The sequence below is a fragment of the Idiomarina loihiensis genome, assembly GCF_024584785.1.
Classification (GTDB): Bacteria; Pseudomonadota; Gammaproteobacteria; order Enterobacterales; family Alteromonadaceae; genus Pseudidiomarina; species Pseudidiomarina fusca.
Genome location: NZ_CP074112.1, coordinates 2,266,684 through 2,282,301, shown reverse-complemented (window position 1 = coordinate 2,282,301; position 15,618 = coordinate 2,266,684). Strand labels below are relative to the sequence as shown.

The following is a 15,618-nucleotide window of genomic DNA, read 5'->3' as shown; positions in this document are numbered from 1 at the left end:
CGCTAGATACGCATCTAGCAGACGCGCTTCCGAAGCTCACGAATGTTGTCGCGAGCTGATTCATTAAAATCATACTTGAGCATTACACGCAGATATCGAGTAACGTACTGACAACGAAACTCTTTATTTGGAGGCAACCAATCGCGAGGGCCTTTTGCGCCTTTACTCCGATTAAGACTAGCTGTAACTGCAAAGAGATTGACGGGGTCGTTCGCGAAGTTTTTTCGTTCTGCATCTGTCCACTTATCCGCACCATGTTCCCAAGCCCACGCCAGTGGCACAAGGTGGTCAATATCCATCTTCGATGAGTCAAAAAGTACGTTCCCCGAGTATGGGTCGTTCCAACGTCCACGAAGCACCCGACATCCATTTTCTGACATTGTCACTGGTCCAGTTGATAAGTCTTGTAAAAGCTCGTGACGAGTGTTTAAGCAATCACCATCGTCATCTGTCCAGTGCGCGAAAGCGCTCCTTGAGTAACTTTGTGATGTTATAGAATTTGCAGGTTTAGTAACTCCATTCTTGTTGTGGTTGTGACTTCCTTTGGGGAGCTTTCCACCAGCGGTTAAGCAAGCTTCGATTGTTTCGAAAGCGGTGAAGTTTTTCGTTCGTGAATAATATTCACTCGAGCTGTCATGACAAATTTTGCTGGTGCTCATTTTGACTGGTTCGGCAAGCAATTCACCTGAGAAGATTATTAAGCAACATGAAATGAAAGAGATGATGGCCGATTTGAGTACAGGTCCAGTGTAAGTCGATTGCAAAGCGCTGTAGTGCATGTCGTATTCTCACGTGCGGCATTAAATACCCGCAGTGTAAGCCATTTCTTACATTGAGTGTAACGTTGAGTAGCCACTTGAAGTCTTGCATACGCTAAGAAACGTGTATGCAAGCAGTACTGGAGAGATTCTAAAGAAGAGGACGTTGCCCTAAACGCTCAACAAACAGCTCGTTGAAATTGGCATTTTAGAGGAGACAACCTCGGGCAATTTTCATGTGGAAAATCTTCCACCTCAAAACTCAGGCTTTTCCCGATATTTGTACTTATAAGGATTATTGTTGCAGTAAGCATATCGGTCAAAGCTATGCACTATGGCTCGTCTGGCAGACTATCAGCATCAGGCGTAGGAGTGTATTTGTATCCAGTCAATACCCAAACTCCATTTATATAAGTATAACTCCACGTCCTAGTTCCATCGGCTCTAGTCTGTGTGACTGTTTGCCTATCACCTTCTTTCGGTGTTGGGTCAGGATTTGGAACATTGTTAAACGTGTCAAAAGCACTTTCGGATCCTATATTAGACTTACCTAAACCCGTACAGAAATGTTTCTTACTTATTACAGTATAAGGTTCGTCAAGATCGAACGTGTTAGTGCTAATTGCTTCATACATTGCATCAATCAGCCCAGGACTGAGAGTCGGGGAGCCTTCTTCCTCTATCACTTGAGTACTGCAAACTGCTTTGGCATAAGTAGAACCGGAAAAGACTATAGATGAAACCACAAAGAATGATACATAAGTACCTAATTTGAACACATCTGACGGGTTCAAACGCACTCGATGGTTTTTAGTTGATAATGCAAATTCATGAATATATTGAATCACTTTACTGAAATTCCTTTTAATTTTTATGGTGAAAGTATAACTCCACAATAAAAATCTAGTCGTAATTCATGCAAATTACAAATTGCATCAAATGACAACTCGAAGATTAAATGCATTAAATCAATTGGTTGGCTCATATTCTTGCAACCTTTATCAGTGGCAATTGCTTGAACGTCAGTCAATGATGCTATTTCGGTGGTTCATGAGCGAGACGGAGATACCTACACCACCGAATACCAATGCAATACAAATCAAGCATCTAGTACCTATTTTTTAATGACCCTGAATCACAGCGCAAATTGAAATACTCTCTTTTCCTTGGCCCTGCGGCAATTCTGAATGCGCATTTAAAGGCGGTCGAGCAATTCATACAGTGCTTTGTCGTTCTCCTGACCAAGCTGCTGTGCAAGTTGGCGATGTGTTTCAACACCCGCTTCGTTGTTGTCCAATTTCATGAGCTGAGCCATGCGAGCATGCGCCCAAGCAAGCTCTGGAAGTTCTAAGTCGTTGTCGAATGCAAGAATGTATGCTTCCATACTTTGAATTCCATCCTGCACATCAATGCCGCTAAACACTGCATTTCTAGCCACTTGATAGCGAGCGTTTAGTTGTGCTGCACGAATTTCTGGATGCTCCGAGAGTGCGCTGGTTGCCTGTAACATAGCGGCTTGTTTGAATAAGGTGTGAGCGCCTGCATAATCTCCCTCTGCTTGCTTTTGTAGCCCCAAACGAAGTTTGAGTCGGGGTTCATTCGGGTGTTTTGTCATGGCCTGGGTTAATGCAGCGGTATAATTGTTAGCGTCGAAAACGTTCACTACACGTAATTGCGCAAGTGTACCTTGAAGGTTGTCGAGCGTTGCTATATCAGCGGCCTTGGCCCGAGCCTTGGTCTCGCCGCCGCCTACAATAGAAGGTGCATTCAAGTAGTAGTTCAGCGCGGCTAGTTGGTACTTCATATTAGTTGGCTCGAGGGCCACGGCTTTTTCAGTACATTCCATTAGGCGCTGCGCAGGGCCAAGTTCATTTGGCAAATGTGCTTCTATTTGCTGCAGCTGAGGCTCAAGAGCTTGGGAATTATGTTGGGCCCAAGTGTTTACAGTGGCAAATTATCGGGTTTTGTTAACGCTAAGGGAACCTATAGCTGCTCTCTGTCGCTAACTAGCTCCTTAAAATAACAAGTTCTAATCTTAAGTACCTCAGTGGTGGCGGCTAATTAACGGTATTATCGGACAGACGGCTCTGAAATTCTTTGATGGCGCCCCCGACAGGAGTCGAACCTGTGACCTCTGCCTCGCGACAAAAAATTTTAACTCCCCGAAGAATCCTGAGTTTTGGGGTGGAAAAAATTCCACCTTTTTGACTTGGTTTTAGGCCGGAAGGAACAGGAGGACTAATTAATGAAGTAAACATCATAAGGTTAAATTTATGATGTTTACTTCATTTTTATAGGTTTATGTACTACACTTCTTCTGTGCCTATTTATGAACCCGACTACATCGATGAGGTTTACTCATGATCATTCAGCGCCCAGCCGACTTGGCGACACTTATTAAGTCGCACCGAAAGAAGCAGGGCTACACACAAAAGGAACTCGCAAGGTTAACCGATCTTTCGCAGCGAAGCGTGTCTTCGATTGAACGTACCGGAGAAATGCACACATCAACTTTGCTGCGAATTTTTGCAGCGCTCAGAATTCAGCTAAACGCAGACGCTGTGGAACAAAGCACCTCAAATAACAACGAGGTTATTTGGTAATGGGCCGACGCAAACATGAGAATACACTCTATTGCCACATGAATGATCAGTTCGTTGGCACGTTGACATCGCGGCTGAATAACTTGAGTTTTCGATATTCAGATAGTTGGCTACAATGCAAGTTTGCACGGGCAATCTCCATATCCATACCATTAACTGAGCAGGAATATTCCGGCGAAGCTCTAAACGCTTACTTTGATAATTTGTTGCCCGACAGTCCGGATGTTCGTAAAACGATTGTGGATAGGCTTGGGGCTAAAAGTACAAAACCTTTTGATTTGCTCCAAACGGTTGGCAAAGACTGTATTGGCGCATTAACCTTTGCTGCCAGTCCGGAGCCCGAGCCGGTTCCTGACGTTGAAATAATCCCGTTGAATGAAGAACAAATCGGCCAACTCATAGCAGATTCTCGAACCGGCAAAACCCTCGGTATGCAGCATGAGAATGCATTTCGTTTTTCACTTGCCGGCGCTCAAGAGAAAACGGCGCTGACTTTTTGGCAAGGACAGTGGGGTATCCCTGTAGGCCAAACACCAACAACGCACATATTGAAACCGCGAATCATAACTCGCCCAGGTGAACCTGATTTATCGAGCAGCGTTGAAAACGAATGGTTTTGTATGCGTGTTGTTCAGGCACTTGGATTGCCGGTAGCCCATACAAAAATTGACAGCTTCAATGGTGAAGATGTTTTGATTATTGAACGCTTTGATAGAAAGGTCATCGGGAACAAGATTTATCGCCTACCACAAGAAGATTTCTGCCAAGCGCTTGCTGTGGCAGGCGGTTCAAAATATGAGGAGCATGGTGGCCCAAGCGCTAAAGAGATCATGAATATTTTATCTACATCTACGGCTTCGGTTCGTGATCAGGATACATTTATGTCAGCGCAGCTACTGTATTGGCTTTTCGCTGCTATAGACGGGCATGCAAAGAACTTTAGTCTGGCACTGACCCCCAAAGGATATCGGCTGACCCCCTTGTATGACGTATTATCAGCGTATGGATTCGCGCAAGTAGGCAACTTACATCCGAAAAAAATAAAAATGGCGATGGCCGTGAATGGTAAGAATCGGCATTATCATTGGCATACGATTTTTCCTCGGCACTGGAGAACTCACGCAAAGAGTGTTGGCTATGATCCAGACCGCATGGATTCGACAATTGAGAACATCACAGCCAAGTTAGAAGCGTGTCTCGATATTGCATCTGAGGAAGCTGCCTCGATAAGTATCCGCGCAGAGCAAAGCGCGGAAGCTATTCGCAAAGGTACATTGAAGGCGCTTGAGCGTTTTACGGTATGAACTGTCTAGAAAACTAGTCGCGATTCAAACCTTTAGGTTAAACAGCACTCTACGAGTGAGCTGTATTATTTTACGGGGTAGTTACAATGGCGCACCCGGCAGGAGTCGAACCTGCGACCTCTGCCTCCGGAGGGCAGTCACCGATACTGTCGTAAATCGTTAAAGCTAGACGTGGTAAGGGCTTAAGCGGTGTTTTGACTTTCTGTTTGGCGTCGAAATCGATACTTTAAAGACCAATTAATGACAAATTTGGTCACAGAATACCGACGTGGAAATTTCAATTTTTGACCTTTGCCTCGCGACAAAAAATTCTGAACCTTCGAAAAAACCTGAGTTTTTAGGTGGAAAAAATTCCACCGTATTGGACATGGCTTAGACGAGTGGCATAGGTTATAATTTATGCGACTCATCATAAGGGTACATGATAATGAAACGCACAAAAAACAGCCCAGATAAACAAGAGCGCTTTGTTCCAAATATGGAGAACTTCAAAACCAGTCTTGGGTATGAAGGCCTTAAAATGAAAGAGTCTTCTGAAAAGCAGTCTATCGCATCTTTAAAACGTAAGTATGCGAGATAAGTAAGGCGTTGGGCAAGATCCGTATTGTTACCCAGACGCGGATGTTTTGGTTAACAAGCTCAATATTCGCGATGAGGAAACTCTAGCCGCTGCCGAAATAGAATTTACTACCCTACGTTATAAATCCTACACATCCACGATATTAGACATTCAAGAGTTCACACTCGAGCATCTGCAGCGTTTACATCTGCATTTATTTCAGGATGTATACGATTGGGCTGGCGAGTTACGAACAATTGATATTTCAAAAGGCGCAACTCGATTCTGCACGGCGTCAAGAATAAAAGCTGAGGCTGATAGATTATTTCGCCAAATTCCTTTGCTAAAACATGCAAAAACACCTGAAGTTTTCGTGCGCCATGAAGACAAGAGCAGAGTTCAATCAGTACTAGCACTTTCTACGCATAACTACTCCTATTTTGGGGGGATTACAAATAGACTTTATGAGTGACAGCTTACACAACAAAGTCAGGTTTCGCACATTTAATGTCATTGACGTGTGCAATGGTTAAATCTTGCGCGATAATAACGAGCCCGATGGGTATATTTTAATCTAATGCTATTAGCAATTTGGTTAACTCAGAAGAGTTGTGCATTAACGGCCTATCCAACCATAACTAAAATCATGCTATAGAATAAGTAACTCCTCTCAAAGATAACAATAATATAAACATATGATACTATAATACGCATAAACACTCAGTAAACAAAAAAGACACAGAATTTGTCACGGTATTAGCGGTACTTTTCAGGCATCCCAAAAATGGAACGTTGGGTTGATAATTTACTATCTAGTACCATTTTCGTAATTGCTTTAAGATCCTAAGCAATACTAAAGAAGCATCAGCCACGCAGGCGATGTATTACGAAAAGGGGTTTTACATGATTGATAATTCAGCCATTAAGTTATTTACGAAGCGTAGAAGCCAATATGTTTTAGGCAAGAACGTTGAACTTAGCCAAGAGCAATTAACACAATTGATTAAAGAAGCGGTTCGTCAAGCGCCTTCTTCATTCAACTCACAAAGCTCACGTGCGGTGATTCTGTTCGGTGAGCAAAGTGACAAGTTTTGGGAATTGACCAAAGAAGCGTTGCGCCCATTGGTGCCAGCTGAGGCATTTAGTGCGACCGAAAATAAATTGAAATCATTTGCAGCGGGTGTGGGTACGGTGCTGTTCTACGAAGACCAAAACGTGGTCAAAGGCTTACAAGAGCAATTCCCACTTTACGCAGATAACTTTCCAGTTTGGTCTGAACATTCAACTGCTATCGCACAGTTCGCGGTGTGGACTGCATTAGCAGAAGCAAATGTTGGTGCGAGCTTGCAACACTACAACCCAGTCGTCGATGAAGCAGCCGCAAAAGAATGGAGTATCCCAGCGTCATGGGTCTTACGCGCACAAATGCCTTTCGGTTCAAATGAAGGCGAGTTTGGCACCAAAGAATTCATGAACGATGATGAACGTTTCCTGATTTTTTCTTAAGCATTTATCACAGCGCACAACCCCCAGTAGCCCATAGCTACAGGGGGGTTTTTCTTAGAAGCAGCTTTCCAAATGCTTGGCCGGATCAGTGTCGCGTGCTTGTAGCGCATCGGCAACCGTTAATCCTAATGCATTGGCAACCCCTTCGGCATAGTCAGGGTGACAATGATGACACAAGCGAATATGACGATACTTGATGAAATTCTCCGCATCACCCATTGCTGCCGCAGTGTTCTGAAAGAGCGCTTGTTTTTGTGCATCGCTCATTAAATTAAACAAGGCGCGTGGTTGACTGAAGTAGTCATCGTCGTCTTTACGGAAGTTATACCGTGCTCCATCGCCGTTAATCCGTAATGGTGGCTCATGGTACTTCGGTTGTTCCTGCCATTGCGCAAAGCTGTTCGGCTCATAATGCGGACGCCCACCATAGTTTTGATCCACTCGCCCTTGGCCATCACGCGCGTTACTATGAACTGGGCACTGCGCTTGGTTAACCGGGATTTGATAATGGTTAACCCCAACCCGATAACGTTGTGCGTCAGCATAGTTGACCAGACGCGCTTGCAGCATTTTATCCGGTGACACACCAATACCACGTACTACGTTACTCGGTGCGAACGCTGCCTGCTCCACATCAGCGAAGTAGTTCTCAGGGTTACGATTAAGCTCGAACTCACCGACTTCAATCAGTGGATAATCCCCTTTGGGCCACACTTTGGTAAGGTCAAACGGATGATAAGGCACTTTTTCCGCATCTTGCTCAGGCATAACTTGTACGTACATCTTCCATTTCGGGAAGTCATCCCGCTCAATGGCTTCGTACAAATCACGCTGATGACTTTCACGGTCTTGCGCAACTACCGCTGCTGCATCTGCGTCGGTCAGGTTTTTAATACCTTGCTGCGTACGCAGGTGGAATTTCACCCAGTAGCGTTCGCCCTGCTCGTTCCAGAAGCTGTAGGTGTGCGAACCAAAGCCATGCATGTGACGGTAGGAAGCTGGAATACCGCGGTCACTCATAACAATAGTTACCTGGTGGAAAGACTCAGGTAGCAAGGTCCAGAAATCCCAGTTATTGGTTGCGGAACGCAAGTTAGTACGTGGGTCACGCTTCACTGCTTTGTTTAAATCAGGAAACTTTAACGGGTCGCGCAAAAAGAACACTGGGGTGTTGTTCCCGACCAAATCCCAGTTCCCTTCTTCGGTGTAAAACTTCATCGCGAAGCCACGAATATCACGCTCGGCATCTGCTGCCCCGCGTTCTCCTGCGACAGTACTAAAGCGAACAAACATCTCCGTTTTATTGCCCACTTCACTAAAAATTTTTGCGCAAGTGTACTTGGTGATGTCATTGGTGACCGTAAAAGTGCCAAATGCACCCGAGCCTTTAGCGTGCATCCGACGCTCTGGAATAACTTCGCGAACGAAGTTGGCCAACTTTTCATTCAACCATAGATCCTGCGTTAATAACGGACCACGCTGCCCAGCCGTTAAGCTATTTTGGTTATCCGGAACCGGAGCACCCGCATTGGTAGTTAACGGCGTAGGATCAAATGGACACTTTTTATCACTCATTCCATGACTCCTTCATGTTGAGGTTACAATGCAACAACTGCATCGTTAAGAATTAGCACATTATTGTGATAATTAGTAGGAATTCCGCCTCAATTACAAGACTTGCTTGATGTGCGTCGGTAAAAGTTCTGCTGCCTCGGCATCGACCAAAATACGCAAATGAGCGTGCTGCTTCAGTGCCGAAGCTGGCAACTGCTCATCAATAGCACTGCTATATAGGCGTGCCATGATTTCGGCTTTATGGCGCCCAGTCGCCACTATGAAAATTTCCTTAGCCGCAAGAATTTCAGCAATCCCCATAGTAATGGCATGGGTAGGCACATCGTCGACATGGTCAAAAAAACGCGCGTTATCGCGTCGCGTCTTAGGCGCAAGCTCGACCACGTGAGTCACACTATCAAAGGGGGTTCCAGGTTCATTGAATCCGATATGTCCGTTGCTGCCAATCCCAAGTAACTGGGTATCTACTCCCCCGAGCGAGGTGGCAGGGGTGGCAATTGGTTTGTTAATAATTATCAAGGATATGATATGTGCATCACGTATACTCACAAAATAGGGTTATGTTAAGTGATTTTAGCATGATGAAGGTATTTTCGGCGGTACCGATAACTTAAAAACCTCAATTGGGCATAGATGGCAAGCAGGCCCAGACACACCACGTCCGGACCCGTTCAAGTAATGTTTTACTATGGCTTGTGGAAGACCTTCGCGACACCACGTCCGCGGGGGTCGGCCACAGCTTGTACTTCGCCATCCACCACTTGAATGGCCTGAATATCTCCCAAATTCCACCCTTGAGTTACTAAGTGATAGCCCCATTCCTGTAACTGTGCTTGGGTTGCTTCACTGAGCTGTCCATAAGGCTCCATGGTGATCTGATCTTGAGGCAGTAATTGGTGATGGAAGCGTGGTGCCGATACCGCCTCTTGCAGCGACATACCAAAGTCATAAACGTTATTAATGACTTGGAAAATCGATGTGAAAATTGTTGAACCGCCCGGGGTACCAATGACCATCGCAACGTTATCGTCCTTAACTAAAATAGACGGCGACATGGACGACAGCATCCGCTTGCCAGGCTCAATGGCATTAGCATCACTGCCCACTACGCCAAAGGCATTGGGCATACCTGGTTTGGCCGAAAAATCGTCCATTTCATTGTTCAATAAGAAGCCCGCACCTTCTACCACCACGCCATTGCCATAGCTTAGATTAAGGGTATAGGTATTGGACACGGCATTACCGTATTGATCAAGAATTGAAAAATGCGTGGTGTTATAGCTTTCTAACCCGGGTTTAACGTTCTCGGTTACCGAAATGGCATGCGGATTAATTTCTGCTGCGCGACGGTCTAAATAACTATCGGCCAATAGCTGGGCTTGAGGTACATCAACAAATTCGGGGTCTCCGAGATAATCTGCGCGGTCGGCAAACACCCGCTTTTCAATTTCAGCAATGAGGTGTACGTATTGCGGGCTATTATGTTCCACCCCCTCAAAATGCTCAGCTAACCGCTCTTTCAAGCCAAGTAGTTGCGCTAATGCAATCCCGCCAGAACTTGGTAAGGGTGCAGTGACGAGCTGATAATCGTGCCAATCAATGACCAACGGCGTGCGCCATTTCGCGCGATAACTGGTTAAGTCTTCTTGGGTGATTAAGCCACCATCTCGCTCCATTTGAGCCACCAACAATTCAGCAGTTTGGCCGCTATAAAAATCTGCAGGTCCATGCTCAGCAATGCGCTTTAACGTGGCTGCAAGTTCTTCTTGCACTAACACAGTGCCCGCCTGCATGGTGCCAAAGTAATCCATAAAATTTGTTGTTGCGGCAAGTTTTTCAAACAAATTCGAACGATAAATTGCTTGTTTATCGGAAACCTCGAAGCCATTTTCAGCATAATAAATGGCCGGCTGGAGCAACTCGTGCCATGGCAATTGACTGAATTTTTGATGAGCTTCCCACATGCCCATAACGGTACCAGGGACGCCGCTGGCTTTTACCCCAACAAGGCTCATATCTGGAATTACCTCACCAGCTTCATCCAGGTACATGTCGCGGTGCGCAGCCAAGGGTGCAGTTTCACGATAATCGAGATAATACGGCTGGCTGTCATACCAAATTGTCATGAACCCACCACCGCCAATGTTACCGGCTTCAGGGTAAGTAACGGCTAGGGTAAATGCAGTAGCGATAGCTGCATCCACCGCATTACCGCCGCGAGCAAGGATTTGCTCAGCGACCATAGCACCATAAGTATCTGGTGAAGCTACTGCACCAACGTGCTGCACAGCTACTGCAGCTGTGTTAGCGGGCGCCGTTGGGGCGTCTGCTGTTGTACAACCAGCGACACTGACAAAAGCGATAACACTTGCGATAGTCCGATACCACATAAGAGTCTCCTAGCAATGAATGTAAAAATGAGCGGTAATGGCGTGGGCTTTAGTAACCTATGACCAAAGAGCTTGGGGCAACCCATGCTCTCAACGGAAAAGATGTGGATGTGGTCGCTGATGTGGTCGCTGAAGTTAAGCAAATTACTGGTGGTAGTCATTATGCCGTTGAAACGCCCGGGGTACCACCTGTTGTCAATCAATCTTTAAATGCACTAAGCCCATTATTTTATTCGGTACCGTCCATGCCGTAAAATTGAACACCAATTTCGATACGTGGACGGTTATTTTTTACGCGCCAGCGATTGGTATCACGCAGTGAGTAGATGCAGCCGCAATACTCTTGTTGGTAAAAACGTTCGCGCTTGGCCAATTCGACCATACGTTGAGAACCGCCCTGCTTACGCCAATTGAAAGTCCAGTAGGTCACGTCGGGATAACGCGATACTGCTCGAACTCCGCACTCATTAATCTGCTCCATATTTTTCCAACGGGAAATACCTAAACAGCTGGTAATAGCGTCAAAGCCATGCTCGTGAGCATACAATGCCGTACGCTCAAAACGCATATCGAAGCACACCGTGCAACGTTCGCCACGCTCCGGCTCCCACTCTAAACCTTTTACTCGCTCGAACCAGTTTTTGGTGTCATAGTCGGCATCAATAAAGGGGATCCTGAGTTTTTCGGCAAACCGAATATTCTCTTCTTTGCGAATTAAGTATTCTTTCTCAGGGTGAATGTTTGGGTTATAGAAAAACACCGTAATATCGATTCCAGCATCCACCATGCGCTGCATCACATCACCGGCACAAGGCGCACAGCAAGAGTGCAACAAAACCTTGTTTGATTCTGTGGGCGCTTCTAATACAATACTTTCTAACTTTGACATACGGCTACCTAAACTCTTTCGTTACGCTTCACCACCACGGTAACCCGCAATTATAGCAAGTCATCTGCTAACTCGAAATATCATCGGTAGTATTTGCGTCAGCCACTCCTTATAACTAATGGTTATATAAAATCGTAATATACTCCTTCGAGCCAGTGCTGCTTCCTTTAAAATAAGCCCATCAATAGTTTATTTATCGAGGCGAGTTATGACCCCATTCAGCAATACCAGCTTGCCGTTACCAGTATTAAAGCTGGCACAATGGCATCAAGGTGGCCAAGCAATTTTTCGCGCTGCCGCTAACGCAAGAACAGCAGGTCGCGATGGTGAAATCTCCTCATCTTCGTGGTTATTCAACGGTGGGTAGTGAACTAGACTTAGAATTTCGTCGCATAAACTGCTAAAGCGCGCTAATTCAGCATAGAAGGCGGCATGGTTCTCAAGTAAGACGAGGGTGCGCTACAGGCCATTAAAAATGGCGCACCCGACAGGAGTCGAACCTGTGACCTCTGCCTCCGGAGGGTACCCCCACGAAACAGGATTAAACCGGGGTAAACTCCAAAAACCGGTGCTATTAGGTATGACGTGGCCTGCAGAGCGATTTTAACGAGGCCATTTAGCCAGATAGCAAGCCTATTACCCCACGTAACAAATCAAAACGCTGCAAAACTTGCCACATTTTACTATGCCAAAATGGACATTTAGCTAGAAAAACACCCAACTTTACCGGCCCAGATACTGATTTAAGCCTCCTTTAACCCTACAGAAAGTACCTGGTTCGATGTGATATAATAATTATCGAAGGCAATTAAAACTAACTTACATTTAGACCGCATGGCCCCCTCTAGGCACTCGTGTGGGAACTTTTATTGTCCGCTCGCCACTAACTGAATTCAAAAGATACAAGTTATGACATGATGAAAGCCTATTTACTGCTCGTCGTTTTAACGTTTTTAAACGCTCCTGCAGCCGCCGCTAATGAGCGGTACTACCGCGAGGATGGAACTGAAATCCGTTATTATTTGGATAATGCTGAAGCCGAAAACTTGTTGGTTATATTCCAAGGTTCTGACTGTAACAGTGTCCGCCATATGAAATCGGTCAATACGATATGGGAAGCATTCGATACAGATTCGGCGCTACTAACCATAGAGAAATACGGTATCGACGACAGCTTAGCTTACGCTTCCGGCGAACGGGATGACTGCCCCGCCGACTACCTTAAACACGATACGATGGCTCAACGAATTAAAGATGGTGTTCAACTAATTGAGGCTTTGAGACCTTCCTATCGTGAGATTACCCTGGCAGGAGGCAGCGAAGGTGGCTCCATTGCCATAGGTGTCGCTGCACAAACCCCGAACTTGCATGCAGTGCTCGCGTTAAATTCAGGCTCATCCAGCTTTCAACATGACGTGGAATTTAGCATCCAACAGACCGTTCCCACGGAGCAGCTTGATGAAGTTCTGAACGGCTTCCGGCAATTCGTAAAGCAAGTTAAGGAGAGTAATGAGCCGTTTCCGATTGAAGTTAGTGGTCACGGTTATGCGTTCTGGAAAGATGCTTTGGCACGAGACTTGTTGCAACCACTGAGAGAAATTGACGCGCCTGTGCTCGTGATGCAATCGGCAGATGATGAAAGTGTGGACCCCGAGCGAACCCGGCAAGAGGTTAAAAAAATTATTGCCGGTGGAGCAAAAAACGTCACGTTGAAAATGATGCCGGGGCTTGATCATGGTTTTCGAGACTCAAGCGGAGCATCCCGGTTACGAGAACAAATTGAATACGCCGCCGCTGCAGTCAAGACCAAATCATCGTCGTCGGCAATACCTTTCTTGAAAGCAAAATAATTCAAACCATAACCCACCACTAACATGCACAAACTCATGCTAATGGTTTCTCAAAGTAATTCCATCAAACTCATTTCCGTCAAAGACACTAGCTATGAATCTAGTGCCAGAAGGACTTAATGGCAAAGACTAAAGGGTTGAATGGGAAAAGGACGGAAGCCTTTTGCTACAGCGGGCCGACAGCTGGGCGCTGATACGTCCCGTGTAAAAAGAGAGGAGATCGATGATTAGATATCGGGGTTTTCCATTAAAAAAACGGTCATATGTTTAACGATATTCCAGGCACTTTTTCTGGCGGGCTTTAAATCGCCGTAATTGGTTGTGACGGCTATAGAGATTTGCAACTCCGGAATAATCACTAACAGTGCAAACCAAAAGCGGTTAGAGCCGTTGTGATATAACACTTTGTGCTCATTCGCCCAGGAATCATCCAACGCCAAAATCCAACCATAGGCATAGTCTTCCATACCGGGTTCGTGGAGTCGTTGATAGGTTTGGGCACTCAACAGCTCGCTTTTACCCTGACTGCCCAAAAGATGTTCATTCGCATAGGCAGATAAGTCTTTGAGCGACATGTGAATCATACCAGCAGGTCCCATGATAGGAGAGTTATCAGTGTCGGTGGTTACCGCTTTCGGGCCGCTAAACCAGGTGATTTTATGACCTCGTGGTTGTTCCATCGTTTCGTTTACATCGACAGGTGGACCGAATCCACCGCTCGACAACTCCAGCGGTTGAAACACCTCTTCACGAATGAGATCTTCCCAGGTTTTCCCGGTTTTGGTGGTGGCCAATACAGCAGCAATTGTATAGCCAACATTGGAATATTCGAAATCAGTGCCCGGCTTATAATCGGGCTTTTTCTCTAGTATTTTCAGGACTTCTTCTTTGCGTAGCGCGTCGCGCTCTGTCCCTTCTTTTGGGTACAGCGACTGGATCCGCCAGGGAAAATCAGTTTCAGCTCCACCAGTGTGAGTGAGCAGCTGCGACAAAGTGGCGTCTCGCCATTGAGGTCTTACCCTGCTGTCAGTGAGGATGTCACCAACTGTGGTATCCCATTGCAACACGCCTCTTTCCACCAGTCGGGCTATCATGGTGGCAGTCATTGATTTAGTGACGGAGCCAATATGCCATTTGTCATCGATTGATACAGGTACACCGCTTTTGGTTTCTCTTTCACCGTATACCGCCGTCGCCAGATGTACTCGATTTTTGGAAATTGCCGCTCCCAGAGAGACTAAGCCACTGTCTGCATGTTCTTCAGACACGATAGCTTGCAGTTCTTTTGCTATTTTAGTATCTGTTGTCTGTGCAAAGGTTACTGAAAAAGTCATACTCAATGTAATGGCAACCATTAGCTTTATTTGCCGCTGAAACCCTACACGATATTTTTTCAAAACTTTCACTTACTCGCTGTGGATTAAAAACCAAATAATTCAAGGCCTGATGAATAGCCAGCACCTGACGAATAATAAACTTACCTATTCGATCTGAAATTTTCAAGGATCTTGTTATCACACCATTTTATTTGCTGTTCCCGAATTCAGGAAATATACGCCGATAAGTGGCGTATATTATGAAATCATTAAACCGAAGGTGGGCTAGGAGAACTTAGCCTAACGAGCTGGAAACGCGCATTAACGTGATAAATAACTGCTGTGGTTTAGCGCATCTGACACCGAAGATGCGAAGTGAATTAGATGTTAGGTATCACAGCTCCAATACTTCTATTTCAATCTGATTGCTACTAAGGAGCCAGTCCTTAACTGCTTTTCTTCCTGGCTGATTACACTTCTTGATACCGCCAGGCTTGGTTATAAATACTAATTTACGCACCTCGTTCCCAAGCTCTTTAGCCATTATTGCTTTCAAAATATCTTTTTCATATTCGGTGTTTGGGTTTCTAAGTCCTAGCGCGACCTCTACAATGACTCCATCTTTAGGAAAGTAAAAATCCACAGCGAGTGAATTCGAGCCACATATATTCTTTTCACTAAAATCTTCTTTGAATTGTTCATTGGCTGACTTGCCGAGTGCAGAAATAAATTTATTCGTAGCATGATTGCCCGCACCAGGACCCTTTATATCCAGAAAGCCATCCGTGCTGGCGGCCAAATCCTGGGCTATTCTATATAACTCTTGATAGTTGCTCATTACCTAAAGTAGAGACCTAACACCATTAGT

The 15,618-nt window shown here is 45.5% G+C and carries 17 protein-coding genes; 8 read left to right on the top strand and 9 right to left on the bottom strand.

Going from position 1 to position 15,618, the window contains the following annotated elements; genetic code table 11:
- Window positions 1–14: 14 nt before the first annotated feature.
- From KGF88_RS10900 to KGF88_RS10890, 3 genes are all read right to left on the bottom strand, one after another.
- A complete protein-coding gene (locus KGF88_RS10900) occupies window positions 15–779 on the bottom strand; it encodes an HNH endonuclease family protein (protein WP_153827287.1) in 765 nt (254 codons plus the stop codon).
- Between the two features lie 311 nt (window positions 780–1,090).
- A complete protein-coding gene (locus KGF88_RS10895; RefSeq protein WP_162014518.1) occupies window positions 1,091–1,606 on the bottom strand; it encodes a hypothetical protein in 516 nt (171 codons plus the stop codon).
- A gap of 347 nt (window positions 1,607–1,953) precedes the next feature.
- Entirely contained in the window at window positions 1,954–2,637 is a 684-nt protein-coding gene (locus KGF88_RS10890; RefSeq protein ID WP_153827289.1) for a hypothetical protein, read from the bottom strand.
- A gap of 481 nt (window positions 2,638–3,118) precedes the next feature.
- Between KGF88_RS10890 and KGF88_RS13950 the strand changes: the two genes are divergently transcribed.
- The 5 genes from KGF88_RS13950 to KGF88_RS10870 all read left to right on the top strand — a co-directional run bounded on the left by KGF88_RS13950 (window position 3,119) and on the right by KGF88_RS10870 (window position 6,730).
- Window positions 3,119–3,361, top strand: coding sequence for a helix-turn-helix domain-containing protein (locus KGF88_RS13950; RefSeq protein ID WP_153827263.1), 243 nt, complete (start codon window positions 3,119–3,121; stop codon window positions 3,359–3,361).
- Window positions 3,361–4,665 (top strand): type II toxin-antitoxin system HipA family toxin, encoded by a 1,305-nt coding sequence (locus KGF88_RS10885; protein WP_257119932.1) that lies wholly within the window; start codon window positions 3,361–3,363, stop codon window positions 4,663–4,665. Before KGF88_RS13950 ends, KGF88_RS10885 begins: the two co-directional genes overlap by 1 nt.
- 427 nt (window positions 4,666–5,092) lie before the next feature.
- On the top strand, window positions 5,093–5,245 hold the full coding sequence (locus KGF88_RS10880; RefSeq protein ID WP_162014633.1) for a hypothetical protein: 153 nt from the start codon (window positions 5,093–5,095) through the stop codon (window positions 5,243–5,245).
- 46 nt (window positions 5,246–5,291) lie between these two features.
- Window positions 5,292–5,696 carry a Fic family protein gene (locus KGF88_RS10875; RefSeq protein ID WP_228759583.1) on the top strand — a complete coding sequence of 135 codons (405 nt, stop codon included), beginning with the start codon at window positions 5,292–5,294 and terminating at the stop codon, window positions 5,694–5,696.
- Window positions 5,697–6,127: 431 nt separating this feature from the next.
- On the top strand, window positions 6,128–6,730 hold the full coding sequence (locus tag KGF88_RS10870) for a nitroreductase family protein (protein ID WP_153827275.1): 603 nt from the start codon (window positions 6,128–6,130) through the stop codon (window positions 6,728–6,730).
- 54 nt (window positions 6,731–6,784) lie between these two features.
- Here KGF88_RS10870 and KGF88_RS10865 read toward each other — a convergent pair whose 3' ends face one another.
- The 3 genes from KGF88_RS10865 to ggt form a co-directional block, all read right to left on the bottom strand.
- Entirely contained in the window at window positions 6,785–8,305 is a 1,521-nt protein-coding gene (locus KGF88_RS10865) for a catalase (protein ID WP_153827274.1), read from the bottom strand.
- Window positions 8,306–8,398: 93 nt separating this feature from the next.
- Window positions 8,399–8,824 (bottom strand): 6-phosphogluconolactonase, encoded by a 426-nt coding sequence (locus tag KGF88_RS10860; protein WP_153827273.1) that lies wholly within the window; start codon window positions 8,822–8,824, stop codon window positions 8,399–8,401.
- A gap of 167 nt (window positions 8,825–8,991) precedes the next feature.
- Window positions 8,992–10,695 (bottom strand): gamma-glutamyltransferase, encoded by a 1,704-nt coding sequence (gene ggt / locus KGF88_RS10855; protein WP_153827272.1) that lies wholly within the window; start codon window positions 10,693–10,695, stop codon window positions 8,992–8,994.
- Between the two features lie 59 nt (window positions 10,696–10,754).
- Here ggt and KGF88_RS10850 point away from each other — a divergent pair, with 59 nt between their 5' ends.
- Entirely contained in the window at window positions 10,755–10,949 is a 195-nt protein-coding gene (locus KGF88_RS10850) for a hypothetical protein (protein ID WP_202912528.1), read from the top strand.
- On the opposite strand, the gene KGF88_RS10845 is transcribed toward KGF88_RS10850, so the two are convergent.
- Complete coding sequence (locus KGF88_RS10845; RefSeq protein ID WP_153827271.1) at window positions 10,925–11,584, bottom strand: epoxyqueuosine reductase QueH; 660 nt, start codon at window positions 11,582–11,584, stop codon at window positions 10,925–10,927. The genes KGF88_RS10850 and KGF88_RS10845 overlap by 25 nt on opposite strands.
- Window positions 11,585–11,792: 208 nt before the next feature.
- On the opposite strand from KGF88_RS10845, the gene KGF88_RS10840 reads away from it, so the two are divergent.
- Together KGF88_RS10840 and KGF88_RS10835 are read left to right on the top strand one after the other, a co-directional pair.
- Window positions 11,793–11,951 (top strand): hypothetical protein, encoded by a 159-nt coding sequence (locus KGF88_RS10840; protein WP_153827270.1) that lies wholly within the window; start codon window positions 11,793–11,795, stop codon window positions 11,949–11,951.
- A 547-nt stretch (window positions 11,952–12,498) separates the two neighbouring features.
- Window positions 12,499–13,434, top strand: a complete 936-nt coding sequence (locus tag KGF88_RS10835) for an alpha/beta hydrolase family protein (RefSeq protein WP_228759582.1) — start codon at window positions 12,499–12,501, stop codon at window positions 13,432–13,434.
- A gap of 227 nt (window positions 13,435–13,661) precedes the next feature.
- Here the strand turns inward: KGF88_RS10835 and KGF88_RS10830 are convergent, their stop codons facing one another.
- Both KGF88_RS10830 and KGF88_RS10825 read right to left on the bottom strand, forming a co-directional pair.
- Entirely contained in the window at window positions 13,662–14,831 is a 1,170-nt protein-coding gene (locus KGF88_RS10830) for a serine hydrolase domain-containing protein (protein WP_153827269.1), read from the bottom strand.
- A gap of 313 nt (window positions 14,832–15,144) precedes the next feature.
- Entirely contained in the window at window positions 15,145–15,588 is a 444-nt protein-coding gene (locus KGF88_RS10825) for a hypothetical protein (protein ID WP_128353157.1), read from the bottom strand.
- Window positions 15,589–15,618: the final 30 nt, after the last annotated feature.

Excerpts from the sequence above, each read along its gene's own strand:
- KGF88_RS10870 (WP_153827275.1), top strand. The coding sequence starts at position 6,128 with ATGATTGATAATTCAGCCATTAAGTTATTTACGAAGCGTAGAAGCCAA.
- KGF88_RS10885 (WP_257119932.1), top strand. The coding sequence starts at position 3,361 with ATGGGCCGACGCAAACATGAGAATACACTCTATTGCCACATGAATGAT.
- KGF88_RS10835 (WP_228759582.1), top strand. The coding sequence starts at position 12,499 with ATGATGAAAGCCTATTTACTGCTCGTCGTTTTAACGTTTTTAAACGCT.
- KGF88_RS10840 (WP_153827270.1), top strand. The coding sequence starts at position 11,793 with ATGACCCCATTCAGCAATACCAGCTTGCCGTTACCAGTATTAAAGCTG.
- KGF88_RS10865 (WP_153827274.1), bottom strand. The coding sequence starts at position 8,305 with ATGAGTGATAAAAAGTGTCCATTTGATCCTACGCCGTTAACTACCAAT.
- KGF88_RS10900 (WP_153827287.1), bottom strand. The coding sequence starts at position 779 with ATGCACTACAGCGCTTTGCAATCGACTTACACTGGACCTGTACTCAAA.
- KGF88_RS10850 (WP_202912528.1), top strand. The coding sequence starts at position 10,755 with ATGACCAAAGAGCTTGGGGCAACCCATGCTCTCAACGGAAAAGATGTG.
- KGF88_RS10825 (WP_128353157.1), bottom strand. The coding sequence starts at position 15,588 with ATGAGCAACTATCAAGAGTTATATAGAATAGCCCAGGATTTGGCCGCC.
- KGF88_RS13950 (WP_153827263.1), top strand. The coding sequence starts at position 3,119 with ATGATCATTCAGCGCCCAGCCGACTTGGCGACACTTATTAAGTCGCAC.
- KGF88_RS10880 (WP_162014633.1), top strand. The coding sequence starts at position 5,093 with ATGAAACGCACAAAAAACAGCCCAGATAAACAAGAGCGCTTTGTTCCA.
- ggt (WP_153827272.1), bottom strand. The coding sequence starts at position 10,695 with ATGTGGTATCGGACTATCGCAAGTGTTATCGCTTTTGTCAGTGTCGCT.
- KGF88_RS10845 (WP_153827271.1), bottom strand. The coding sequence starts at position 11,584 with ATGTCAAAGTTAGAAAGTATTGTATTAGAAGCGCCCACAGAATCAAAC.